Source organism: Cupriavidus sp. GW823-FHT06D04, from assembly GCF_058795055.1.
This window is the reverse complement of sequence record NZ_JBXAHL010000006.1, coordinates 56,237-80,022: the sequence shown is the minus strand read 5'-3', so window position 1 is coordinate 80,022 and position 23,786 is coordinate 56,237. Positions and strand designations below refer to the sequence as shown.

22 protein-coding genes and 1 riboswitch are annotated in these 23,786 nt (G+C 67.0%); of the genes, 13 read left to right on the top strand and 9 right to left on the bottom strand.

Annotated elements, in window-relative coordinates; genetic code table 11:
- Positions 1–48: 48 nt before the first annotated feature.
- Complete coding sequence (locus tag AC1Q7H_RS11140) at positions 49–1,038, top strand: LysR family transcriptional regulator (RefSeq protein ID WP_492381311.1); 990 nt, start codon at positions 49–51, stop codon at positions 1,036–1,038.
- Positions 1,039–1,073: 35 nt separating this feature from the next.
- Entirely contained in the window at positions 1,074–1,967 is an 894-nt protein-coding gene (locus tag AC1Q7H_RS11135) for a helix-turn-helix domain-containing protein (RefSeq protein WP_041228621.1), read from the top strand.
- Here the strand turns inward: AC1Q7H_RS11135 and AC1Q7H_RS11130 are convergent.
- Positions 1,942–2,481 carry an acyloxyacyl hydrolase gene (locus AC1Q7H_RS11130; RefSeq protein ID WP_041228622.1) on the bottom strand — a complete coding sequence of 180 codons (540 nt, stop codon included), beginning with the start codon at positions 2,479–2,481 and terminating at the stop codon, positions 1,942–1,944. The two genes, AC1Q7H_RS11135 and AC1Q7H_RS11130, sit on opposite strands and share 26 nt — an antisense overlap.
- Before the next feature lie 322 nt (positions 2,482–2,803).
- Positions 2,804–2,962, top strand: a riboswitch (FMN riboswitch).
- Positions 2,963–3,133: 171 nt separating this feature from the next.
- Here AC1Q7H_RS11130 and ribB point away from each other — a divergent pair.
- From ribB to AC1Q7H_RS11110, 4 genes are all read left to right on the top strand, one after another.
- Positions 3,134–3,817, top strand: a complete 684-nt coding sequence (ribB, locus tag AC1Q7H_RS11125) for a 3,4-dihydroxy-2-butanone-4-phosphate synthase (protein WP_492377980.1) — start codon at positions 3,134–3,136, stop codon at positions 3,815–3,817.
- Between the two features lie 105 nt (positions 3,818–3,922).
- The gene (locus tag AC1Q7H_RS11120; protein ID WP_153955722.1) at positions 3,923–4,510 is read left to right on the top strand and encodes a surface-adhesin E family protein; all 588 of its coding nucleotides are present in this window, start codon (positions 3,923–3,925) and stop codon (positions 4,508–4,510) included.
- Positions 4,511–4,685: 175 nt separating this feature from the next.
- Positions 4,686–4,919, top strand: a complete 234-nt coding sequence (locus tag AC1Q7H_RS11115) for a hypothetical protein (RefSeq protein ID WP_013952860.1) — start codon at positions 4,686–4,688, stop codon at positions 4,917–4,919.
- Positions 4,920–5,277: 358 nt separating this feature from the next.
- Positions 5,278–7,020 (top strand): mechanosensitive ion channel family protein, encoded by a 1,743-nt coding sequence (locus AC1Q7H_RS11110; RefSeq protein ID WP_492381310.1) that lies wholly within the window; start codon positions 5,278–5,280, stop codon positions 7,018–7,020.
- Positions 7,021–7,049: 29 nt separating this feature from the next.
- Here AC1Q7H_RS11110 and AC1Q7H_RS11105 read toward each other — a convergent pair whose 3' ends face one another.
- Positions 7,050–7,481: an RT0821/Lpp0805 family surface protein gene (locus tag AC1Q7H_RS11105; protein ID WP_013952862.1), complete on the bottom strand. Its 432-nt coding sequence runs from the start codon at positions 7,479–7,481 to the stop codon at positions 7,050–7,052.
- A gap of 201 nt (positions 7,482–7,682) precedes the next feature.
- Between AC1Q7H_RS11105 and AC1Q7H_RS11100 the strand changes: the two genes are divergently transcribed.
- From AC1Q7H_RS11100 to mdoH, 3 genes are all read left to right on the top strand, one after another.
- Positions 7,683–8,054: a hypothetical protein gene (locus AC1Q7H_RS11100; RefSeq protein WP_114134759.1), complete on the top strand. Its 372-nt coding sequence runs from the start codon at positions 7,683–7,685 to the stop codon at positions 8,052–8,054.
- A 367-nt stretch (positions 8,055–8,421) separates the two neighbouring features.
- The gene (locus AC1Q7H_RS11095) at positions 8,422–10,017 is read left to right on the top strand and encodes a glucan biosynthesis protein G (RefSeq protein WP_041228861.1); all 1,596 of its coding nucleotides are present in this window, start codon (positions 8,422–8,424) and stop codon (positions 10,015–10,017) included.
- Positions 9,990–12,602, top strand: a complete 2,613-nt coding sequence (gene mdoH / locus AC1Q7H_RS11090) for a glucans biosynthesis glucosyltransferase MdoH (RefSeq protein WP_153955724.1) — start codon at positions 9,990–9,992, stop codon at positions 12,600–12,602. Before AC1Q7H_RS11095 ends, mdoH begins: the two co-directional genes overlap by 28 nt.
- Before the next feature lie 105 nt (positions 12,603–12,707).
- On the opposite strand, the gene AC1Q7H_RS11085 is transcribed toward mdoH, so the two are convergent.
- On the bottom strand, positions 12,708–13,295 hold the full coding sequence (locus AC1Q7H_RS11085; protein WP_492381309.1) for a hypothetical protein: 588 nt from the start codon (positions 13,293–13,295) through the stop codon (positions 12,708–12,710).
- A 386-nt stretch (positions 13,296–13,681) separates the two neighbouring features.
- On the opposite strand from AC1Q7H_RS11085, the gene AC1Q7H_RS11080 reads away from it, so the two are divergent.
- A complete protein-coding gene (locus tag AC1Q7H_RS11080) occupies positions 13,682–14,887 on the top strand; it encodes a Bcr/CflA family multidrug efflux MFS transporter (protein ID WP_013952867.1) in 1,206 nt (401 codons plus the stop codon).
- A gap of 19 nt (positions 14,888–14,906) precedes the next feature.
- Here the strand turns inward: AC1Q7H_RS11080 and AC1Q7H_RS11075 are convergent, their stop codons facing one another.
- Positions 14,907–15,761, bottom strand: a complete 855-nt coding sequence (locus AC1Q7H_RS11075) for a mechanosensitive ion channel family protein (protein ID WP_153955726.1) — start codon at positions 15,759–15,761, stop codon at positions 14,907–14,909.
- A gap of 211 nt (positions 15,762–15,972) precedes the next feature.
- Positions 15,973–17,175, bottom strand: coding sequence for an ammonium transporter (locus AC1Q7H_RS11070; protein WP_153955727.1), 1,203 nt, complete (start codon positions 17,173–17,175; stop codon positions 15,973–15,975).
- A 507-nt stretch (positions 17,176–17,682) separates the two neighbouring features.
- Between AC1Q7H_RS11070 and AC1Q7H_RS11065 the strand changes: the two genes are divergently transcribed.
- The 3 genes from AC1Q7H_RS11065 (at position 17,683) to AC1Q7H_RS11055 (ending at position 19,156) form a co-directional block, all read left to right on the top strand.
- A complete protein-coding gene (locus AC1Q7H_RS11065) occupies positions 17,683–17,964 on the top strand; it encodes an HU family DNA-binding protein (RefSeq protein ID WP_010814166.1) in 282 nt (93 codons plus the stop codon).
- A gap of 209 nt (positions 17,965–18,173) precedes the next feature.
- A complete protein-coding gene (locus AC1Q7H_RS11060; RefSeq protein WP_013952870.1) occupies positions 18,174–18,659 on the top strand; it encodes an acyl-CoA thioesterase in 486 nt (161 codons plus the stop codon).
- Between the two features lie 14 nt (positions 18,660–18,673).
- Complete coding sequence (locus AC1Q7H_RS11055) at positions 18,674–19,156, top strand: CreA family protein (RefSeq protein WP_013952871.1); 483 nt, start codon at positions 18,674–18,676, stop codon at positions 19,154–19,156.
- Between the two features lie 33 nt (positions 19,157–19,189).
- On the opposite strand, the gene AC1Q7H_RS11050 is transcribed toward AC1Q7H_RS11055, so the two are convergent.
- From AC1Q7H_RS11050 to AC1Q7H_RS11035, 4 genes are all read right to left on the bottom strand, one after another.
- Positions 19,190–20,032 (bottom strand): acid phosphatase, encoded by an 843-nt coding sequence (locus tag AC1Q7H_RS11050; protein ID WP_492381308.1) that lies wholly within the window; start codon positions 20,030–20,032, stop codon positions 19,190–19,192.
- Positions 20,033–20,079: 47 nt separating this feature from the next.
- Positions 20,080–21,828, bottom strand: coding sequence for a class I adenylate-forming enzyme family protein (locus AC1Q7H_RS11045; protein WP_492381307.1), 1,749 nt, complete (start codon positions 21,826–21,828; stop codon positions 20,080–20,082).
- Positions 21,829–21,925: 97 nt separating this feature from the next.
- A complete protein-coding gene (locus AC1Q7H_RS11040) occupies positions 21,926–22,690 on the bottom strand; it encodes an SDR family oxidoreductase (RefSeq protein ID WP_011617096.1) in 765 nt (254 codons plus the stop codon).
- 205 nt (positions 22,691–22,895) lie between these two features.
- Positions 22,896–23,762, bottom strand: a complete 867-nt coding sequence (locus AC1Q7H_RS11035; protein WP_211981283.1) for an arylamine N-acetyltransferase family protein — start codon at positions 23,760–23,762, stop codon at positions 22,896–22,898.
- Between the last annotated feature and the right edge of the window lie 24 nt (positions 23,763–23,786).

Below are 23,786 nucleotides of genomic sequence, written 5' to 3'. Positions count from 1 at the left end.
CATGCTATAAAGGCCGATCTTCGCCGAAGTCCCTCCTGAGCGGCCACCATGCCAGACCTCCCCGCCACCCTCTCCAGCGCAGCCACCCTGCGCAAACGCCTGCATATGCGGCACCTGCGCCTGGCCCTGGCCCTGGCCGAGCACCGCTCGCTGCGGCGCGCCGCTGCACAGATGGCGCTGTCCCAGCCAGCCGTCACCAAGGCATTGCGCGAGCTCGAGAGCGTGGTTGGCACGTTGCTGTTCACGCGCCATGCGCGCGGTATCGAGCCGACGGTATTCGGCGAGGCGCTGATCCGCTACGCGCGCGTGGTGCTGGCCGACCTGGATGCCCTGCATGACGAATTTGCCGCCATCGCAGCCGGCGAGGTGGGCAAGGTGCGGCTTGGCTCGATCCTGGCCCCGGTGCCTTCGGTGCTGTCCGGTGTCATCAACGCGCTCAAGGCGCGCTATCCGCATTTGCATATCGTGATGCAGGTCGATACCAGCGACGTGCTGGTGCAGGCGCTGCGGCAGGATGCGCTGGACGTGGTGATAGGGCGCATCCCCGAGGGGACGATGGCCGACGATCTCGACTTTGAGCCACTGTTCGAGGAGTCGCTGGCCATCGTGGCGCGCGCCGGCCATCCGCAGGCGGGCAAGCGCAGCGTCAGTCTGGCTTCCCTGGCTGGCTATCCGTGGATCATCCCGCCGGCGTCCGTGCCGATGTGGCAGATCATCGACCAGACCTTCCGCGACAACCGCGTGCCGCTGCCGGAAGACATTGTCGAGACCTCGTCGATCATGGGCACGCTGCCGCTGCTGGCGGAGAGCGATCGCATTGCTGTCGTGCCGGGCGCCATCGCGGACTACTTCGCCTCGCTGGGAGCGCTGGCAGTGCTGCCGGTGCCGATGCGAGGGCAGTTGGTTCCCTATGGGATTGTGGTGCGCCGGCGTCGTGCCGCGACGCCGGCCATGCGCCTGCTGATCGACGCGGTGCGCGCGGCGCGGCCTGGCCATCCGAATGCGGTGGTTGAATCGGAGCCATTACCTGTCAGGTAATGGCCATTCGCCCCAACGCATGCTGTAATGCAGCCATGGAAACGCTGACCCCCGCCTCCGAAGCCACCCTCGACTTCCCCGGGCTGCTGCGCTACTGGCGCGGCAAGCGCGGTTACAGCCAGCTGGCGTTGTCCCTGGCGGCCGGGGTGTCGCAGCGCCACATCTCCTTCCTGGAATCCGGCCGCGCCCGCCCCAGCCGCGAGATGGTGCTGGCGCTGGCCGAGCGCCTGGGCGTGCCGCTGCGCCAGCGCAACCGGCTGCTGCTGGCCGGCGGCTTTGCCCCGGCATACAGCGAACACGCGCTTGCTTCGCCGCCGCTGCAGATGGTGCAGCAGGCGATCGCGCTGATCCTGGCCAAGCAGGAGCCGTACCCGGCCGTGGTGCTGGACCGCTTCTGGAACCTGGTGGATGCCAACCTGGCTTACCGGCGCATGCTCGATACCCTGCTGGGGGAGCGCGCGCCTGCATCGCTCACGGAAGGCAGCCACCGGATCAACCTGATGCTGACCGTGTTTGATCCAGAGGGCCTGTGGCCGGTGATCGAGAACGCGCACCAGGTCGGGCGCTACCTGCTGCGGCGCGTGTGGCAGGAGCTGCAGGTGCAGGCCCACGACCAGACCGCGCGCGAGATCTTCGGGCGCATCGCTGCCTGGCACCCTGACATGGTGGGGCCGGGCGGCGTGCTGCTGCGCGAGGACGACGGCACCGATGGCCCGCCGGCGCCATTGCTGCCGGTGGTGCTGCATGCGGGTGCGTTCCGCGCGTCGCTGTTCTCGACGCTGACCACGCTCGGCATTCCACAGGACATCACGCTGCAGGAGCTGCGCATCGAATGCTTCTTCCCGGCCGACGATGCCACCCGCACCCTGTTTGAAACGCAGGGCGCGCCGCAGCGGCCGGCGCTCAGAAGTGGTAGCGCAGGTAAATGACGTGGAAGGTGGTGCCAGGATTGGGCTGCTTGATGCCGGCATTGGACAGGTGCTGGAAGCGGTAGCCCGCGGTAAAGCGCCGGTCCTTGCCGACTGTCACGCCGATCCCGGCGTAGTCCGAGAACTGGAAGGCGGTGGCAATGTTGTGCTCGGCCGAAGTGTGCGTGCTGGTCAGCAGGCGCGGCCCGACCGACAGCTCAAGGAAGGGCACCCAGGTGTGGCGCCACCATGCGATTCGCACCACCGGCGAGGCACCGAACTCCCATAGGTCGTTGGGTTGGTTGTCGCTGCTGCTGCGCCAGCGCGCAACGTTGACTTCCCATTGCAGGTCGACCTGCCAGCCTTGCGGATTGCCCCACGCAAAGCCCGAATCCCACAACATGGCGACCTCCGCCTTCTGCACGTCGTGGCTATCGTCGAAGCCGTAGCCAAGCTGCACGGCAGGCGCGGCGCGCGCCGTCGCTGCCAGGCACAAGGGCAGGGCAAGCAGGCCCGCGGCGACGGTGCGGCGCACCCGCTGTTGCCACGCACGCCGGCAGGGCGCATGGAAGGAGGAACAACTCACACGGCGGTCTTGTCTGGCTTCTTGTTCGTGTCGGCGCATGGGAAGCACGGATGAAGAGGTGCTGCGTTGTTGTCCGGCAAGGCATGAGGCGGCCGCCACTGCGGGAACCGCTTGCACATGCGCTGCCTCCCCCCCTTATTTGTAGTACACGGGAAGGCACCTTGCGATGGTCGGACATGGCCGAACGTGGGTGAGCGCCCGCGAGAGGAAAAAAACAACAATCGTGCTAACATCTGCGGGCCGGTGCCGGCTACATGGCCGCACCGGTTCGTTACGTCTTCAGGGCGGGGTGAAAGTCCCCACCGGCGGTATGCCGCGGCGCGCAGTGCGTGTCCGGCGAGCCCGCGAGCGCTCGCATTCCCGTGCGAGGTCAGCAGACCTGGTGAGAGGCCAGGGCCGACGGTCATAGTCCGGATGAAAGAAGATGGACGGAGCTTGCCCGCGCGGCTTGGCGCCTTGCCCGGCCTTGCGGTTCGCTGTTGCCTTGCGCCGCGCGCAGGGCGCGGCCGCTCGTGCTTGCGCTTCAGGCGCGGCGTGCGGCGCTGCAACTCCGTTGATCCTTCCCCTGGAACGCCCATTGATGCTGAACAAGGAGCGTTTCATGTCTAGCCTTTCCACCGAAGCTGTTGTACCCGAAGTGTCCGCGGATCTTGCCGCCGATGCCGACCCCCGTTCCCTGGCCGCGCGCATCGCGCAGGCGCTGGAGGCCATGCGCGAAGGCCGCCCGGTCGTGCTGCTCGACGATGACGACCGCGAGAACGAGGCCGACCTGATCCTGGCCGCGGAGTGCCTGACCAACGCCAACATGGCGATGATGATCCGCGAATGCAGCGGCATCGTCTGCCTGTGCCTGACTGAAGACAAGGTGCGCAGCCTCGGCCTGCGGCCGATGGTCGAGCACAACCGCAGCCAGTACGGCACCGCCTTCACGGTATCGATCGAGGCCCGCGAAGGCGTCAGCACGGGTGTCAGCGCCGCCGATCGCATCACCACCATCCGCGCCGCCATTGCCGGGGACGCGGGCACCGATGCGGTGGTCAGCCCGGGCCATGTGTTTCCGCTGGTGGCGCGCGACGGCGGCGTGCTGGTGCGCCGCGGCCATACCGAGGGCTCGGTCGACCTGGCCCGCATGGCAGGCCTGTCGCCGGCCGCGGTGCTGTGCGAGCTGATGAACCCGGATGGCACCATGGCACGCCGGCCGGAGGCGCTGGCCTTTGCCGAGATGTACCAGTTGCCGGTGCTGACCATCGAGGACCTGGTGGCCTGGCGGCGCCTGCGCGACTAGAAAAGTCGTCGCCTGCACGCATTTCCGGCATGCAAGCGCGCCGGGATGTGTGCTTCCTGTGCGACAATGCGGATCGCTTTTTCCCGTCTATATGAGGGCAATTCCATGATGTTCCGCATTTTTAGGCACGCAGCCACGTTTGCTGGCTGCCTGCTTGGACTGGCCGCACCGCTGGCGCATGCCGAAGGCAGCGCCGTGCCGGCACCGTCCCCCGTTCCCTCCAGCACCACCCGCCCGGCTGCCGCCGCTGGCCTGTATGAGTGCCAGGTCGCCGGCACCGGCACGGTATTCCGGTCCACGCCCAGGGAAGGCTGCCGGCTGGTCGCGGCACCCGATCCCGCCGCCCCCGATCCGCAGCGATGGCTTCCCCTGATGGGTGCCAATGGCGTGGTTTCCTATTTCGACCAGTCCGCGGTGCGCCGCCAGGGCACCGAAGTCGGCGTGGTGGTGATGCGCAACTCACCGTCGGGCGTGATCCGCACCGCCAGCGGCGAGCCGATCCGCTCGTCGCTCAAGCGCATGGTGCTGAACTGCGCCACGTCCATGTTCGCCGTGGTCGAGCAGACGCTCTACAGCAAGCGCTTTGCGCGCGGCGACTCGCTCTATACGATCCGCGCGCCGCAGTACGGCACCTTCCAGGTCGCTGGCCCCGGCACGATTGCCGCAGAGTTGCTGCGCAAGCTGTGCAGGTAAGCCTGGCGGCGGCCGGCGATCCAAGGCTCCCTATCCATCTCCCTATCAGGGTTTGTCCCGGTCAACGGCGCGCGAACCTTCCTCGTTGATGCTGGTGACAGGGCGCGAGCCAGAAGCGCCAGTCATGGCAGGCATCCCTGCCATACCTATCTGCAGGGCAAATGAGGAGACGGAAATGAAGAAATGGATCGTCATGCTGTCGATGGCAATGTTTGGTGCGGGCGCAATGGCGCAGACGCCTGCGACTCCGGCGACGCCTGCCACCCCGGCCACGCCGGCGGCAGCGTCGACTGACAAGGCCGCGCCGGCCAAGGCAGACAGCGGCAAGGCCAAGGCCAAGAAGACCAGCACCAAGAAGAAGAGCCACGCGCCTGCGGCCAAGGATCCGACGAAGAACAAAGGCGCCTGAGCGCGCTGACGATGGCGGCGGGCGCACGGCTCCCCGGCAAGCGGGGATGCAGGCTGCGTCCGTGACTGCCATGCCGCCACGCAAATAATGGCCGGCCGTGCCTGCATGGCGCGGACCCGCCGCGCGCAGGACAGCCCTGCGGCACGCGTTGTGTGTCTTCCGGGGGGATAAAGCCGGGCATGTCGGGCGGATCGCAACAGGAGGCTTCGGCCTCCTTTTTTTTTGTCCGCTGCCGCAAGCGGCCGCCGCCGCCCCGGCTTTGCGCCTGCGCCGCCGCACGCTATGCTTGCGGGCATCGTGCCGGGCAGGGCGTGGAGCCCTCGCGCCGGCACAGGCCAACTCGGACGGGAGCGGTCTTATGGCAGCGCTAGCGGTGTGGCGGCGGTGGCGGCGATTGACGGCATTCTGGATGGCGGGACTAGGCTGGGTGATAGGCGCGCTGTGGATGCAAGCCAGCCTGGCCGCGCCGGTGTCCGAGGTCGCGGCCGTGCAGGCTCCGATTGCCGTGCGCAGCGGGGCCGCGGTCGAGCTGCGCCTGATGGACCGGCCCATCGCCACCATGCGCGCCGAGATTGCGGGTGCCACCCCGGCCATGCGCGTCTCGCGCGCGCAACTGGTGTTCAACGACCTGACGGAAAGCGAGCTGGCACTGCCCCTCGGACAGGTCAGCGGCACGGTCGGCGACGTGCCGATGGTCGCCTATCGGCTGGGCGACCGGCTCTTGTTCGCGCTGACCTCGCAAGACCTCTCGCCGGAGGACCACCTTACGCTTGAAGCTGCCGCAACGCGCACCGCGGCGGGTCTGCGCCAGGCCATTGCCGCACGGCGCGCGCACCTGCACTGGCCAAACCTGCTGCGCGGTGCCGCGCTGAGCCTGCTCGGCCTGGCCGTGCTGGCCGCGCTGACATGGGGTGTGGCGCGAGCCGGCGTGGCCCTGCGCGCCCGCCTGCAGGTGGCACTGGAGCGGCACCTGGCGCAGCGCGTCGGCGGCCAGTTCGACTGGACCGGCGCGCTCTACCAGCTGGTTGCCCGCATCGTGCAGATCCTGGCGATCGGGCTGGTGCTGGTGCTGGCCTTTGCCTGGCTGGAGTTTGCGCTCGAGCAGTTTCCGCTGACCCAGCCCATGGGCGACCGCATGGGCGCGTTTATCGTCGGCTTGCTGTCGCAGATCGCGCTGTCGATGGTGTCGTCGGTGCCGGGCCTGGTCACGGTGGCGGTGATCCTGCTGATTACCCGCGCGGTGCAGCGGCTGGTGTCGAATATCTTCAAGGCGGTGCAGAAAGGCCAGATCACGGTGCCCGGCATGCATCCGGAAACCGCGGGCGCCACGCGGCGGCTGGCGGCGGTGGTGATCTGGGCGCTGGGCTTCACCTTTGCCTACCCTTATATCCCGGGCTCAGAGAGTGATGTCTTCAAGGGGCTGTCGGTGCTGCTCGGCTTCATGGTCACGCTGGGATCGGCCAATGTGGTCAACCAGCTGATGAGCGGCATGGTGGTGGTGTATTCGCGTGCGCTGCGGCGCGGCGACATGGTCTGCATCGGCGATACGGTGGGCACCGTTGCCTCGCTGGACGCGCTCTCGGTGAAGGTGATCAACCTGCGCAATGAAGAGGTCACGCTGCCCAACGCGGTGGTGGTCGGCAGTGCCATCCATAACTACACCCGCCACGGCAGCGTGCGTGATCCCCGCGCGCAGGAAGGCTGGCAGGCTGCGCTGATCTCGACCTCGGTCACGATCGGCTACGACACGCCCTGGCGGCAGGTCCATGCGATGCTGCTGGCAGCCGCCGGCGAATCGGCGCATATTGTGCCGTCGCCCACGCCATTCGTGCTGCAGCGGGGGCTGTCCGACTTCTATGTCGAGTACGAACTGTTCTGCGCGCTGGACCATCCGCGCAATCGCTTCTACGCGCTGTCGGCGCTGCACGCGGCGATCCAGGACCAGTTCAACACCCACGGCGTGCAGATCATGTCGCCGCATTTCATGGCGCAGCCGGACAAGACCGTCTACGTGCCCGGGACCAGGTGGTACGAGGAACCAGGGTCGCCGCAGGTCGATCCGGCAGCGCGGCCGCATCGCGCGCCGTCGCGCGCGGCATGAACGCCGGCTGCGCGAGCGATCAGCGCCGCTTAGTCAGCCACCTGGCGCGACTTCCATTGTCCGTTGGACTGCTTGCAGAACCACCCGCTCCAATGCTCTTCAGCGCTGCCGCGCTTGAGATCGGACTTCAGGCGCCGGCAGGGCTGGCCCTTGTCGGTCTTGCTTTCGATCGGCGTGATGGTGCCGTCGATCTGCTGGCGCCGCCCCGCCGCGGGGAACGTCCATTCAACGGTCTTGCCGTCGGCCGTATCGTTCAGTGCCGTGCGCACTGACTTGGCCAGCGACGCGCCTTCCTTGTCGTTGAGCGTGCCGATGATGGTGCCGCTCAGGTAATTGTCAAAGTACGCCTGCGCCGGTGCCGCCGCGGCAAACAGCAGGGCGGCACCAAGCGCGCCAGTGACGGCGGCGCGCAGGGCAGGGCGGACAGGGCTGGCGGTAGGGTCGGATGGCCGAGGCAGCATGACGATTCCTTGTGGCTTCGTGGTGGCATTTGGGTGGCATTGTAAGCGCAATGCAGCGCCGCAGCAGCGCGCGGTGCGGTTGACACGTGCCAGCCGCTGACCTAGCGTTGATTGTTGCCCCCGCGCTTCGCGTTGGCCGGCAGCGGAGCCTGCTGTGCGCTTTGCACGGCAAGCGCCTTTCCCCCCGCGAGAGGAGATCCCATGAAGCTGCGCTATCTGACCATCGGCCTGGCACTTGCCTGCGCATTCGGCACGCTGCACGCCCAGACCACAGGCAAGGCCGACAAGTTCAATCCCTACACCGACGGCGCCAAGCAAGACCAGTTCAGTCCCTACTCCGATGGTGCCAAGCAGGACAAATTCAGCCCGTACTCGGATGGCGCAAAAAGCGACAACGTGACCTCGTTGAACCCGGGTGCCCGCCCTGACCAGATGGAGCCGATCCAGGGCGGCGCGCAGAAGTCCTTCGACTCATACAGCCAGGGTGGCATGAAGAGCGGGAAGTTCGATCCGTATTCCGAAGGCGCCAAGAGCGGCAAGTTCGATCCGTACAGCGAAGGGGCTAAAAAGTAACACTGTATTAAAGGGGCCGGCTGCCGGCCGGCCCCGATCTCAACCAGATTCTCACAGCCGGCAGGCGTTGGCCTCGCCGGGGCTTGCGGCCGTGTGACCCCAGCGCCCGCAAAGCCTTGTCCGGAGCGGCTTTCGGGCAACCTGGCCAACATTTTGTTTCAAACCTTGCGTGATCGAAACGTGACTTCCGCGTCTCGAATTGTTATGGTTTATTGCGCATCGCAACAAACCGGACACAGTGCCCCGCGGGCCGTCTGCCTCGTGTCCGGGTCTCGCCACTCGGCGCCGGGCCCGTCTCTTGCTGTGTCGTCCTTCGTTCCGACCGCCGATGCCGGTCACCCCGATTCAACCGCTCACCCTGGCATACATGTCACAGATCGCCACGCCACGCCTGTCCGTTACCCATACCTTGCCCGCCGCCGGGCCGGTGGCCCGCCGCGCGGCACGGGCGGGTGTGCGGATCGCAGCCTGGCTTGGTGGCAGTACGCTGGCGCTGTGTGCCATGGCCGCCCATGCGTTCGATTTCGACACCGTGGCGGCGCGCGCGCGCCAGCTGGCGGCCTCGCCCTACAAGGCGCCGCCGCAGAACCTGCCGCGCGAGCTGCGCGAGCTGTCATACGAGCGCTACCGCGAGATCGAATACAAGCCCGAGCGCTTTGCCTGGCGCGGCACGCGCTCGCCGTTCGAGCTGTCGTTCTTCCACGAGGGCATGGTGTTTGACCAGCCCGTGCGTATCCATGAAGTGGTGGGCGACAGCGTGCGTGAATTCCGCTTCGACCCGTCCGCGTTCAATTACGGCCCGCACAAGGTCGATGCCGGCAAGCTCAAGGGCCTGGGCTATGCAGGCTTCCGCATCCTGTACCCGCTGAATCAGGGCAAGCGCAAGGATGAGCTGGCGTCGTTCCTGGGCGCGAGCTATTTCCGCGCGCTGGGCAAGGACCAGTGGTACGGGTTGTCGGCACGCGGCCTGGCGGTCGACACCGCGCTCAATTCGGGCGAGGAGTTCCCGCGCTTTGTCGAATACTGGATCGAGCGTCCCGGCCCCAATGCCAAGGAGATCACGATCTACGCGCTGATGGATTCGCGCCGCATGAGCGGCGCGTACCGTTTCACCATCAAGCCCGGCGCCGAGACCGCGATGGAGGTCAAGTCTCGCCTCTACCTGCGCGAGAACGTGACCAAGCTGGGCCTGGCGCCGCTGACCAGCATGTTCCTGTTCGGTGAGAACCAGCCGTCGGCCGCGCAGGATTTCCGCCCCGAGGTGCATGACTCTGACGGCCTGTCGATCCACCTGGGCACCGGCGAATGGGTCTGGCGCCCGCTGGTCAATCCCAAGCGCTTGCTGGTCACCTCGTTTGCGGCGACCAATCCGCAGGGCTTCGGGCTGATGCAGCGCGACCGCACCTTCAACAGCTACCAGGAGATCGGCTCATGGTATGAGCGCCGGCCCAGTGGCTGGGTGCAGCCGCGCGGCAACTGGGGCTCGGGCCGGGTAGAGCTGGTGCTGATCCCGACGCCGGACGAGACCAATGACAACATCGTCGCGTACTGGGTGCCGGACAGCCCGCCCAAGCCGAAGCAACCCTTCGACTATGAGTACCGGCTGCTGTGGCAGAAGGACGGCGAACAACAGCCGCCGCTGTCGTGGGTGACCCAGACCCGCCTGGGGCAGGGCCAGACCCGCAACAAGGAAGACACGAGCTTTTCGCTGGTGGTGGACTTCGAAGGCCCGGCCTTCGGCAAGCTGCCGGCGAACGTGCGCATCGACCCGGTGGTTTCGGCCGATGCCAACGGTGAGCTGCTGAAAACGTCGGTGCAGCGCAATGAGGCGACCGGCGGCTGGCGCATGACCATGGTGATGCGCCGCAAGGACGAAACCAAGCCGGTTGAGTTGCGCGGCTATCTTCGCAACGGCAATACAACCCTATCCGAGACATGGAGCTACATCTTACCCCCAGGCTAAAGCAGCGACCGGCCAAGGCGGCGGCATGCGAGCGCTATGTCGACCGCCTGCCGGTATCGCCTGAAGTGCGCAGCGAACTGCTGGCGGACGGCGCGCCCGCGACGCCGGTCGCACCGGTCACGCCCGTGGCATCCGTTGCCCCCGTGATCGCCGTTACCGCCGACGGCCGCGATGCGCAGGACGCGATCACGCGCCTGCAGTCGCGCCTGGCGGCCAAGGACACGCCGCCCGCGCAAGGCGGCAGTGCCTACGCCTCCGTCGGCCGGCGTTTCACGATGGCATACGGCAATCCCCAGGTGGATGGCGCACCGCTGCTGCAGCGGCGCGAAGACGGCACCGTGAAGGTCGACACCGGCCCCGAGCCCGAGCGCAGCTCGATGGTGCCGCGCCAGTGGCCGCCGCATATCGTCACCGGCTGGCTGCGCAATACCTGGCGCCACATGCTGGGCCGCCCACCCGTGCCCGAGACCTGGGACACGCTGCACGACGGTCCCGATGCCGAAGGCAAATGGCATCCGGCTGGCTCGCACCGCCGCTGGTTCCTGCTGGGCCTGGTCGTGATCCAGACCGTGCTGGCTACGTACTTCATGAGCAATGTGCTGCCGTACCATGGCGCCGATCCGCTCGAGATCGCCATCCTGGTGCTGTTCGCCGTCCTGTTCTCATGGGTGTCGGCCGGCTTCTGGACAGCGATGATGGGCTTCCTGGTGCTGGCCAAGGGCGGCGACCGCCACCTGATCTCGCGCTCGGCCGCGCCCGACGGGCCGATCGCGCCCGAGGCGCGCACCGCGATCATCATGCCGATCTGCAATGAGGACGTGACGCGCGTGTTCGCCGGGCTGCGCGCCACCTATGAATCGCTGGCGCGCACCAGTCACCTGTCCAACTTCGATTTCATCGTGCTGTCGGACAGCGGCAATCCGGACCTGCGCACCGCCGAGCATGACGCGTGGATGGAGCTGTGCCGCGCCGTCGGCGGCTTCGGCCGCATCTTCTACCGCTGGCGCCGCCACCGCGTGAAGCGCAAGACCGGCAACGTGGCCGACTTCTGCCGCCGCTGGGGCAGCAAGTACCGCTACATGGTGGTGCTCGATGCCGACAGCGTGATGAGCGGCGACTGCCTGGCCACGCTGGTACGGCTGATGGAAGCCAACCCAGGCGCGGGCATCATCCAGTCCGCCCCCCTGGCAGTGGGCCGCGAGACCCTGTACGCGCGCGTGCAGCAGTTCGCCACGCGCGTGTACGGGCCGCTGTTCACGGCCGGCCTGCATTACTGGCAGCTGGGTGAATCGCACTACTGGGGCCATAACGCCATCATCCGCGTGCACCCGTTCATCGAGCACTGCGCGCTGGCGCCGCTGCCCGGCCGCGGCCCGCTGTCGGGTGAGATCCTGTCGCACGACTTTGTCGAAGCCGCGCTGATGCGCCGTGCCGGCTGGGGCGTGTGGATCGCCTACGACCTGGAAGGCTCGTACGAAGAACTGCCGCCCAACCTGCTGGACGAGGTCAAGCGCGACCGCCGCTGGTGCCAGGGCAACCTGATGAATTTCCGGCTGTGGCTCAAGCAGGGCTTCCACGTGGTGCACCGCGCGGTGTTCCTGACCGGCATCATGGCCTACCTGTCGGCGCCGCTGTGGCTGCTGTTCCTGCTGCTGTCCACGGCGATGCTGGCCAAGCATGCGCTGGTGCCGCCGGAGTATTTCACGCAGCAATATCAGCTATTCCCGACCTGGCCCGAATGGCATCCGGAGAAGGCGCTGGCCTTGTTCTCTGCCACGGCCACGCTGCTGTTCCTGCCCAAGCTGGCCAGCGTGGTGCTGCTGATGAAGCAGGCGCGGCGTTATGGCGGGGCGGTGCAGCTGATTGCCAGCATGCTGATCGAGGTGCTGCTGTCCGCGCTGCTGGCGCCCACGCGCATGCTGTTCCATACCAAGTTCGTGATCGCCGCATACAGCGGCTGGGGCATCTCGTGGAAGTCGCCCCCGCGCGAAGACACCGAGACCACCTGGGGCGAAGCGTTCCGCCGCCACGGCTGGCACACCGCGCTGGGCCTGGCTTGGGGTGGTCTGGTGTACTGGCTGAACCCGTCCTACGTGCTGTGGTTGTTGCCGATCGTGGGCTCGCTGGCGCTGTCGATCCCGTTGTCGGTGATGCTGTCGCGGGTGTCGTTCGGTCGTGCCTCGCGCAATGCGGGCCTCTTCATGATCCCTGAGGAGACGCAGGTACCGCGGGAAATCGTCGAGACGCAACAGCATGTCGAAGCCGCGGCCGAAACGCCTGACTTTGTCGACGCCGTGGTGGACCCGGTTACCAATGCGCTGATGTGCGCGACCGCCACGCCGCGCGTGGTGCAGCCGGAATCGTCCCGCAGGCGCCATGAGGCCCTGGTCGAGCATGCGCTCACGCATGGCCCGCGCGCGCTGACCCCCGCGCAGAAGCATGTGCTGCTGGGCAATCCGTTTGCACTGGCACGCCTGCATGAACTGGTATGGGGCTCGCCGCTGGCCGATGCCGGCTGGAAGGACACGCGCATCCTGGTGCGGCGCGCGGCCAACGTGCTGCCGCTGCGCCCGCGCGCTGCCTGAGCGGGACTGACGCAAAACGAGAACGGCCCGCATCTGCGGGCCGTCTTTTTTGCGCGGGCGGCGTGCCGTCACGCGTCAATTGCAATCGATTCTTGTTTGTGTTGGCTAGCGCAGCGCCGCCGTGCAGATGGGCGCGTTGATGTAGACATCGCCGATGCGGCGCTCGCCACGGTCCTTGCGCGTCATGTAGCGGAACATCAGGCTGATGCCAAGCTTGGTCAGGATCTCGACGTCGCGGTTGGCGCAGATATTGCGCTGCAGCGGCGCGGCGTAGTTGACCTCGAAGCTGGCCAGGTCCAGCATCGGCCCGCGGTAGTTGGTGAGCTCCAGCTGGAACAGCACATGCTTGCCGGGGATCGACTGGCAGCGGCGCAGCCGCGTTTCGCCGTCGATTTCGATCGGCAGGGCGTCGTTGAGCTGGCGGCAGGCGCGTGCCAGTACGTTGTCGGGCCGTGTGGTGTTGCGCAGCAATTCGGGCACGCCGGCGGCGCCGGTGTTCTGGCCGGTGGCAGCGCCCTTGAGCATGCGTGACAGCGGGTCGGCCTCATCGATCGCGGGGGCCGGCGCCGAGGCGGCGACATTGCGCGCCTGCACCGGCGCGGCGTTGCCGGGCTGGGGCAGCAGCAACAGCAGCGCAGCCGCGAGTGCGGCCGGGCCTAGCGAAGCGGGAAGCGGCGTGTGTCGTATTCTCATGCAGGCTAACGTTGCCGGGACCGATACTGTCGTCCGTCTCTGCGTGGCCGACGGTGTGGCTTGCGCCGACAGGCTGGCATTGTACCCTCCACCTTGCCGCAGGTGAAAGCCGCGCCACCCGGCAAGGGCATCTGCAGCGCCGATTCGCGCTGCCGTGATCGCAAATGACCTGACCTCACTATTCACCAATAGCGCCAACTTCGCCAGCACCATCGGACCCGACTTAGGCAGGGCAGTTTTTCTGAACGACTGTTTCAAAACCCTGCACGCCAGGACCGTACCGCCTTCGTTATGCTGTGCAACAATTGCGCCTTTTCACGGGTTGCAGGCGCGGGCCGCAAGCAGGCTGGCCGTGCGTGACAACGCCGTTCCCCCGGATACTTTCCATGCCCCGTTCCACCAGCGCGGCTTCTCCCGCGCGCTTTCCTGCCTGGCTGCTGATCTGCGGTTCGCTGATGGCGATCGCGCCGTTGTCGATCGACATGTACCTGCCGAGTTTTCCGTCGCTGGCTGGCGATCTCGGCGTGGACATCGGCCAGGTGCAGTTGACCCTCGGCACATTCCTGGTGGGGTTGGCGCTGGGGCAGGCCTTCTATGGGCCGTTCAGCGACCGCTTCGGGCGCAAGCCGCCGCTCTATGTCGGCCTGTGCCTCTACGTGGCCGCCGCGGTGGGCTGCGCGCTGGCACGCAGCGTGGAGTCGCTGATGCTGTGGCGCTTCCTGCAGGCGCTGGGCGGCTGCGCCGGCATGGTGATGGCACGCGCGGTAATCCGCGACCGGCTTGAGGCGCATGAGTCGGCGCGCGCTTTCTCGTCGCTGATGCTGGTGATGGGGGTTGCGCCGATCCTGGCACCGATCGTCGGTGGCGGCATTCTCTCGGTATCGGGCTGGCGCACGATCTTCTGGGTGCTGGCGGCGGCCGGGATGCTGATCCTGCTGCTGGTCCACCTGCGCATGGAAGAATCGCTGGACCGGCGCCATGCGGCGCCGCTGCGGCTCGGCACCGTGGCGAAAAGCTATGCCGAGCTGCTGCGGGATCGCGAATTCCTCGGCTACTCGCTGTCTGCCGGTTTCGGCTCGGCAGGCATGTTCGCGTATATCTCCGGGTCGCCGTTCGTGCTGATCCAGCTGCACGGCATCGCGCCGTCGCACTACGGTTTTGTGTTCGGCGCCAATGCGCTGGGCCTGATCACGATGTCGCAGCTCAACGCCAGGCTGGTGCGCGGCCGCTCGCTCGATCAGGTGCTCGGGGGCGCGCTGCTGGCGGCCTGCGCGGCGGGCCTGGCGCTCGCTTTTGCCGCGCTTGCAGGCGTGGCGGTGCTGCCGGTGCTGCTGGCGGGATTTTTCGTCTTTATCGGCGCGCTCGGTTGCGTATCGCCGAATGCGTCGGCACTGTCGCTCGCCCATCAGGGCCATCGCGCCGGCACGGCCTCGGCGCTGATGGGCACGCTGCAGTTTTCACTCGGCACGCTGGGCGGCGCGGCCGTCAGCCTGTGGCGCGACGGCACCGCGCTGCCGCTGGGCGTGGTGATGGCGGCCTGCGGTGCAGGCGCGGTGCTGATGCGCTACTACGGGCGCTCAGGCCCCCGTTGACACCGGCTGCGAGCCGTCGTCAGGCGGCCTGTTGCGCGGCGGCTTGCTGGGCGGCAGCCTGTTGCACCACCACCATCTGCGCCGGCATCGGTGCGGCATAGCCGGCCTGGCCGAAGCTCTCGCGGATGATGCGGTTGGTATCGAAATAGACTTGCCAGTAGTGGTCATTGTGGCAGTGCGGACGCACCGCCAGCACCGGGCCGACCAGCGTGAACTCCAGGATCTCGACGTCGATCGGGGGCTCGGCCAGCACGTTGGGGATCTCCGCGATGCGGGTCTTCAGCAGCGCTGCCGCATGGGCAGTGTCGGTGCTGCCGGCAAGCTGCGCTTTCAGTTCGACGCGCCGGTACGGGTTGGCCGTAAAGTTCTGGATGGTATCGCTGAAGATCTTGTTGTTGCCGACCACGGTTTGCACATTGTCTGGCGTGTCGAGCGAGGTGGCGAACAGGCCGATCTCGCGCACCGTGCCGGTCACGCCGCCGATTGTCACGAAGTCTCCTACCTTGAACGGGCGCAGCACCACCAGGAACGCACCGGCAGCGAAGTTCGCCATCAACCCCGACCAAGCCATGCCGATGGCCACGCCAGCGGCGGCGATCAGTGCGGCAAAGGTCGTGGTCTGGATGCCGAAGTAGCCGAGGATGCCAATCACCAGCACCACGTTCAGCGTCACGGTGACGATCGAGCCGACATAGCGCAGCAGCGTGGGATCGACCTGCTGCTTGCCGAGCGCGTTCTGCACCATGCGCACGACAAAGTGGATCAGCCAGCGGCCGATGACCCAGAAGGCAAGGGCCGCCAGGATCTTGACCCCGAATTCTGTCGCGTAGGTGACAACCAGGGCCTTGAGGTTATCGAAGGTAGTGGCATCCATCGGCGTAGTCCTTTAATGTTGGTGTCCGGCCGGCCGCCGGCACAACATCCCCCGATTCAGCCGGCAGCGATGTGCTAGCCCTGCGCGCTGTTGCGGCGCAATACATGGGCACGGCAATTATTGAGACGCCGTACCGGAAGTGCAAGCAAATTATTGTTAAGACAAGCTGCCTTGCGCAGCTTGTCTATTTAAATCAGGACGGCCCGCACCATTACCAGTTGGTTTCCCGCTCCGGCGTTGCCGAAATCCGGTGCAAGGTCAGGTCCGCTCCGTTGAATTCGCCTTCGGCATCCAGCCGGATGCCCACCAGCTTCTTCAGCGCGCCATATACCAGGGTGCCGCCGGCCAGCGCCACCACGATGCCAAGCACGGTGCCAATTGCCTGCGCGCCCAGCGACACGCCGCCCAGCCCGCCCAACGCCCTGGCCCCGAAGATGCCCGCAGCAATGCCGCCCCAGGCGCCGCACAGCCCGTGCAGCGGCCACACGCCGAGCACGTCATCGATATGCCATTTGTTCTGCGCCAGCGTAAACATATAGACAAAGAGCGCGCCGGCCACCGCCCCGGTGATCAGCGCGCCGAGCGGGTGCATCAGGTCCGAGCCCGCGCACACCGCCACCAGCCCGGCCAGCGGCCCGTTGTAGGCAAAGCCCGGGTCGTTACGTCCGGCCGCCCAGGCCGCCAGCGTGCCGCCGGCCATTGCCATCAGCGAGTTGATCGCCACCAGGCCGCTGACCTTGTCGACCGTCTGCGCGCTCATGACGTTGAAGCCGAACCAGCCCACAGCCAGCACCCAGGCGCCCAGCGCCAGGAACGGGATGTTTGAGGGCGGATGGGCGCTGATGCGGCCGTCCTTCTGGTAGCGCCCGCGCCGCGCGCCCAGCAGCAGCACCGCCGGCAGCGCGATCCAGCCGCCCAGCGCATGCACCACCACCGAGCCGGCAAAGTCATGGAACGGTGCGCCGGCCACGCGCGTGATCCAGTCCTGCACGCCAAAGCGCTGGTTCCAGGCGATGCCTTCGAAGAACGGATAGACAAAACCCACCAGCACGAAGGTGGCGACCAGCTGCGGATTGAAGCGTGAACGCTCGGCAATACCGCCCGAGATAATCGCCGGAATAGCCGCGGCAAATGTCGCCAGGAAAAAGAACTTGACCAGTTCGTAACCGTTTTTCTGCGCCAGCGTTTCGGCCCCGGACATGAACTGCACGCCGTAGGCAATGGTGTAGCCGATAAAGAAATAGGCGATCGTCGAAACCGCAAAATCCACCAGAATCTTTACCAGTGCGTTGACCTGGTTCTTCTTGCGCACCGTGCCCAGTTCCAGGAAGGCAAAGCCGGCGTGCATGGCCAGCACCATGATGGCGCCTAGCAGGATAAACAGGGCGTCGGTGCCGGTCTTCCAGTTGTCCATAGTGACCTCATGCTCAAAATGGGAGCGTGGGTATGCAAAAAGCATTCCAGCAATGGCCGCATCCTGGTGCCACGTGCACCTTGTCGGGTAAAACCGCACCGGAATGCCGCGCGCAGACCGGGGCGGCGCTGTTGGCACCGTTGCCACTGGCATCGCCGTGGTGGTGCGGATGCGCCGAAATGGCGCGCAGCGGCGGCGCAGGCTGAACCGTTATGGTGCGACGCCCCATTTGTGGGAATTTGTCCTATGCTCTGGTTTGCCCCGGGCGCGAGCCGGCCTGGCGTTGCCGCGCGGCAGGACGGCCTGGCAAAGTCGGCTTCTGGCAAGCGGGAAAAGCGATGGAAATTGCCCGCTAACCGGCCTCAATCAAGGATTTGCGGGTTTTTTTGTCGCATTGGTGCCACTGGGGATTGCTCTACGCGCAACGGGCAGATTAGACTGCGCCGATCGATGGCTTTGCCGCGAGGCACGCACATCGGTGACGACGACCAACAAGGGAAATCAGCCATGAATAAAGGTGAACTGGTATCGGCCATCGCCGCGGAAGCAGAACTGAGCAATGCCGCCGCCGAGCGCGCGCTCAACGCAGCGCTGGACAGTATCAAGAAGGCAGTGGCAAAGGGCGATTCGGTGACGCTGGTGGGCTTTGGCAGCTTCAGCGCCGGCAAACGCGCCGCCCGCACCGGCCGCAATCCGCGCACCGGTGAAACCATCAAGATCCCGGCCGCCAAGACGGTCAAGTTCTCTGCCGGGCAGGGTTTCAAGGACGCGGTGAACAAGAAGAAGTAAGCAGTTTGCGTCCACAGCGTGAAAAGCGGCCTTGCAGGCCGCTTTTTTGTTGCCCGGCACGGCCACCCTTGCCGGCACCGGGCTGCCGCCGGCAACGGCGGGCACGATCCGGGTTAAACTGCCGGCGCCAGCGTTCCGGCGTGCATTCAGGCAATGCCGCCCTCGCAGGTTCGCCCCCGAAATCCCGCCCCGCAATCCGTACCCGCATCATGAACGACCAGTCCCACCAGCTTTCCATGACCGTGCTGATGACGCCGGACATGGCCAACTTCTCCGGCAACGTCCACGGCGGCACCATCCTCAAGTACCTGGACATGGTTGCCTATGCCTGCGCCAGCCGCTACGCCGGCCGCTACGTGGTGACGCTGTCGGTCGACCAGGTGGTGTTCCGCCAGCCGATCCACGTGGGCGAGCTGGTGACCTTCCTGGCCTCGGTCAACTTCACCGGCCGCAGCTCGATGGAAATCGGCATCAAGGTGGTGACCGAGAACATCCGCAGCAAGCTGGTGCGCCATACCAACAGCTGCTACTTCACCATGGTGGCCGTGGACGACAACGGCACGCCGGCCGAGGTGCCGCCGCTGGAGCCGCGCGACGAGGTGGAGCGCCAGCGCTTTGCCGCCGCCCAGCAGCGCCGCGCGCTGCGCCAGGAAATGGAAAAGCGCCACGACGACATCAAGTCGTCGGTGACCTGAATACCGACCCCGCCATGAAGCGCAACTGCAATCGCATCCGCACGGTCCTGGCCGTCGCCTGTCTGGCGGCCGCCTCGGGCGCCTACGCCGAGGAGATCGGCAGCGTCAGCACCAATTTCCGCATGACCGGCTCCGACAAGGTCGTGATCGAAGCTTATGACGACCCCCAGGTGGACGGCGTGACCTGCTATGTGTCGCGCGCCCGCACGGGCGGTATCAAGGGCCAGCTGGGCATGGCCGAAGACCCGCCGGAGGCATCGATCGCCTGCCGGCAGGTGGGCACGATCGCCTTCAAGGGGCCGATCCGGCAACAGGACAACGTCTTCTCCGAACGCATGTCGATCCTGTTCAAGGTCCTGCACGTCGTGCGCGCGGTCGACCGCAAGCGCAACACGCTGGTGTACCTGACGTACTCCGACCGCATTGTCAGCGGCAGCCCGCAGAACAGCGTCACCGCCGTGCCGGTGCCGGCGGGCACGGTCATCCCGGTGAAGTAACCCGTGCAGTAGCCGGCCCGGGCAACCGGCGGATCAGGGGGCCAGCGCTGCGCTCTCCGCCTGGCAGTCGCGCGACGGGCGCGCGCCGCTGGCGCGTGCCGCCGCCACTTCGCGTCGGGCCTGGTCCAGGTCGGCGCGGAAGGTGGGATCGGCATGCAGCCGCGCCACCGTTGCCGCGGCCATCATGCGGCCCTCGTTGACATCGCTTTGCCAGTGCACGTTGCAGACCACGCGGCTCTGGCCGAACGCGCGCCCGCGCGCCAGGATGTCATTGGCGCGTTCAGGCTCGACCTCCGCCAGGATCAGCGCCCAGGCCCAGCCGATGGCGCTGTGGCCGGACGGGTACGAGCCATCCTTTTCCAGCTTGGCGGCGTCGGCCGGCGTGCACATCGGCGTCTTGTTGGCCACAAAGGGGCGGGTGCGCTTGTAGCGGTCCTTGACGCCGTAGGTGGACAGGCCGGCATCGACCAGGCTGCGCCGCAGCAGGATGTTCAGGTAGGGCGTGTCTTTCTCGCTGACCGGCACGCCCAGCACGCATGAGAACGCGCTGGCAGCCTGCGGGAACGTCAGCACGGCATCTTCGGTGGCCAGCTGCCAGCGCGACGAGCCGCGCAGCGTGCCGGCCTGGCCCGCGGCGTCTTCATCCAGCGCCAGGGCGGGGGAGCCCTGCGCCGGCGGCGCGGGCAGCAGCTTCAGGCTGTCCGGGCGCGCATCGGCCGCCAGGTACCCCGCCGCCACGCCGGGGCGCAGCTCTGGCACCGCGGACAGGTTGGTGCCGCCGGCGGCGCAGCCCGCCACCAGGGCGGCGAGTGCCACCGCGGTCATTGCCCGCACTGGGGTGGACAGGGAGCGGTCACGCTTTGCTTGTTCCGTCAATTGGTCGTCCTTGTTGTTTTGTCGAGTCGGGGCTGTCCTGCCGCGATTCAGGCGGCTGCGTCGAACAGCTTGCGCAGGTTCGACTTCAGGATCTTGCCATTGGCATTGCGCGGCAGCATCTCCTGGTAAATCAGGATACGCACCGGCACCTTGAACGCCGCCAGCCGCGTGCGCACGAAATCCTGCAGCTCGGCCTCGCTCGCCTGCATGCCGGGCTTCAAGCTGACCACCGCGGCCGGCTCTTCGCCCAGCGTCTTGTGCGCGAGCCCGACCACCGCGGCATCCATCACCGCCGGATGCTCGTACAGGGTGCTTTCCACCTCGATGCAGTAGATGTTCTCGCCGCCGCGGATCAGCATGTCCTTCATCCGGTCGACGATATAGACGTAGCCTTCCTCATCCAGCCGTGCAATGTCGCCGGTGCGCAGCCAGCCGTCGGCAAAGGTCTGCGCCGTGGCCTCGGGTTTGTTCCAGTAGCCGCGTACGACATTGGCGCCGCGCGCCATCAGCTCGCCGGTTTCGCCGGGCGGTAACGCGCGGCCGTACCCGTCCACCACCTTCATCTCGCCGATCGGCAGTGCCGGGCCGCTGCTGTCCGGGCGCATCACGTATTCCTCGGCGCTGTGGCTGGTGAAGGTGGACGACGTTTCCGTCATGCCCCAGCCGATGCCGGGTGCGGCCAGCGGGAATACCTCGCCGATGCGCCGCACCAGTTCGGGCGATGCCGGCGCGCCGCCGTAGTTGACGTTCTCCAGCGAGGACAGGTCGAAGCGGTCGCGCTCCGGATGCTCCAGGATCTGCCATGCGATGGTGGGCACGCCGCCGGCCGCGGTGCAGCGCTCGCGCTCGATCAGTTCCATGCCGCGCAGCGCGTCCCAGCGGTGCATCAGCACGATCTTGCCGCCGGTGGCGATGGCGCCGTTGAGCACCGCCATGCAGCCGGTGACGTGGAAGAACGGCACCGCCAGCAGCATGGCCTTTTGCGGTGCGGCGGGGTCCGGCGCGGGAATCGGCTCGCCCCGGCGCAACAGGTTGCGGATCGGGCTGAAGCTGCCGGCGACCGCCACGTTGGTGGAGTTGCGGTGGGTGCCGAGCGCGCCTTTGGGCTTGCCGGTGGTGCCCGAGGTGTAGAAGATGGTGGCGTCGTCGTCCGGATCGATATCGACCTGTGGCGGCGGCTGGTCTGGCAGCGCGGCCCAGTCAGCCGGGGTGCCGATCACGCTCTCCAGCGGGGCCACACGCGGCTCGGAGGCGGTGCCGCCGACACGTGAGGCATAGACGCGTTCCAGCGCCGGGCAGCCTGTCAGGCGTTCCAGGATGCGGTCGAGCCGTTCGGCATCGACGATCGCCACGCGGCTGCCCGAATCGGCCAGGCCATACTCCAGCTCGGCCCCGGTCCACCAGGCATTGAGCGGTGTCACGATGGCACCCGCCAGCAGCGCGCCGTAGAACGCCACCGGCCATTCAGGCAGGTTGCGCATGGCTACGGCCACGCGGTCGCCCTTGCGCACGCCGTCGCGCACCAGTGCATGGGCCAGGGCGATGGCCGCGCGCCGGAAGGCATCGTAGGAGACGCGCTCGTCCTCGTAGACCACGAAGGTGCGGTCGGCAAACGCGCGCGTATTCAGCAACAGCTCGCGCAGCGTGGGGGGGGCGTTCTTCCAGACTGTGGTGGGGATGCCGCGGATCACGCGCGTTTCGGTTTCGAACGGCGCGCCGGGCGCGGTAAGCCGGGCGTGGGCCTCGGCCAGCGACATGACCGGCCAGGTGCCGGCCAACTGCGGATTGCTCGACATGACTGCCTCCCGGAACTGCACTGCAGGTTGAGGGAAATGCAGGAAAGCGGCGGGGGGCGGTGTTGAGGCCGGCGTCCCCAACGCTGGGGCCTGACGCTCAGATGGTCACGCCGCCGTCCACGACCAGCGCCTGGCCGGTCATGAAGGTGCTGGCCGCCGACGCCAGGTAGACCGCCGCCCCGGCGATCTCGACGGGTTCGCCGATGCGGCGCAGCGGGGCGCCCTGGGTGGACTGCTTGTAGCGCTCGGGATCTTCCCACAGCGCGCGCGCAAAGTCGGTCTTGATCAGCCCCGGCGCGATGCAGTTCACGCGCACGTTGTGCGGCCCGAACTCGACGGCGAGGTTGCGCGCCAGTTGGAAGTCGGCGGCCTTGGAGATGTTGTACACGCCGATGGTGGGCGAGCCGCGCAGGCCGCCGATCGACGACACGATGATGATCGAGCCGTCCTTGCGGTCGATCATCTGCGGGGCCACCATCTGGATCAGCCAGTGGTTGGAGATGACATTGTTGTCCAGCACCTTGCGGAACTGGTCGTCCGACACGCCGCTCATGGGCCCGTAGTACGGGTTGGACGCGGCATTGCAGACCAGCACATCAATCTTGCCGAAGGCGCGGTTGGTCTCGTCGACCAGGCGCTGCAGGTCGTCCTTCGAAGAAATATTGGCAGGGACCGCGATCGCGGTGCCGGCGCCGTGGCGAGCGTTGATGGCATCCACCACTTCCTGGCAGGCCTCGATCTTGCGCGAAGAAATGACCACCTTGGCGCCCTGGACGGCCATCTGCTCGGCGATGGCGCGGCCAATCCCGCGCGAGGAGCCGGTGACGATGGCAACCTTGCCCGTCAGATCAAACAATGACATGGAGTCTCCTGTATGGCTGCGCCGGCGTCAGGGGCCGGCTTTGTCCTGGCGACGTGCCCGCAGGCAGCATCGCCAGGACATTATGGTGGCGCCGCTGGCACCAGTCCACAGGCCGGGGTGCCGCGCGCCGGCCATATCAGGATTCTTTCTGCGGGCAATGCGCGCCGTGCATGGCAGACATGCTGCATAGCGCAATCATGGCGCCTCAGGTGCCGGAGGATGCCGTTGCGGGCGCCAGCAGCGCTGGCAGGGCGTCGGCCAGGCCACGCCGCAGGTCATCGTCCAGCAGCACGCCAAAGCGATCCGACAAGGCCTGCACCACGGCCTCGGGCGAGGCCAGCCGCGTTCGGCGCACGGTGCCGTCCGGTGCGCGCTCGGCCAGGTCGCCGTCGGCCAGCGTCACGCGGGTGCCGCCGTCGGTGCGCGCGGCCATCAGCCGCTGCAGGAATACGCTGTCAGGGTGCGTCGATACATACCAGTTGCGCGGCACGAAATCGATCCACGGCTGCGGCGTCAGGTCAAAGCGGTAGACCTTGATCCAGCCGGTGTCGCCGCGCGCCTCCAGATCGTAGCTGTGGAACGCGGTGGCGGTGGCCTCCGGCGGCGAAGGGGCCAGACGGTAAGGGAAGCTGTCATCGGCCGGCTCGGACAGCGGCATCGCCCGGTATGGCGTGGGGCCGCCGAAGCCGACATCGGCCAGGTAGCTGCGATGCGCCACTTCCACGCGCAGCAGCATGTGCGAGGTCATGGTCGGCACATCGTCGGGAACGCCCCAGCGCACGCGCGCGGCCAGCGGCGTCACGGCGTAGCCGAGCGCGCCCAGCCCGGCCGCCAGCAGTGTATTGAGCTCAAAGCAGTAGCCGCCGCGCCGGCGCGTGACGAGCTTGTCGAAGACCGCATCCAGTTCGATCCGTACAGGCCGGCGCAACAGCGGATCGATGTTCTCGAACGGAATGCTGGCCAGGTGCGCGGCCAGTACGATATCTAGAGCTTCCAGCGTGGGCGAGGGCGGGGCGGCAATGCCGAGGCGTGCCAGCCAGGCGTCCAGTTGGGGGGCGTCCAGGGTTATCATGGTGTGCGGGGCTCCGGTGCGATG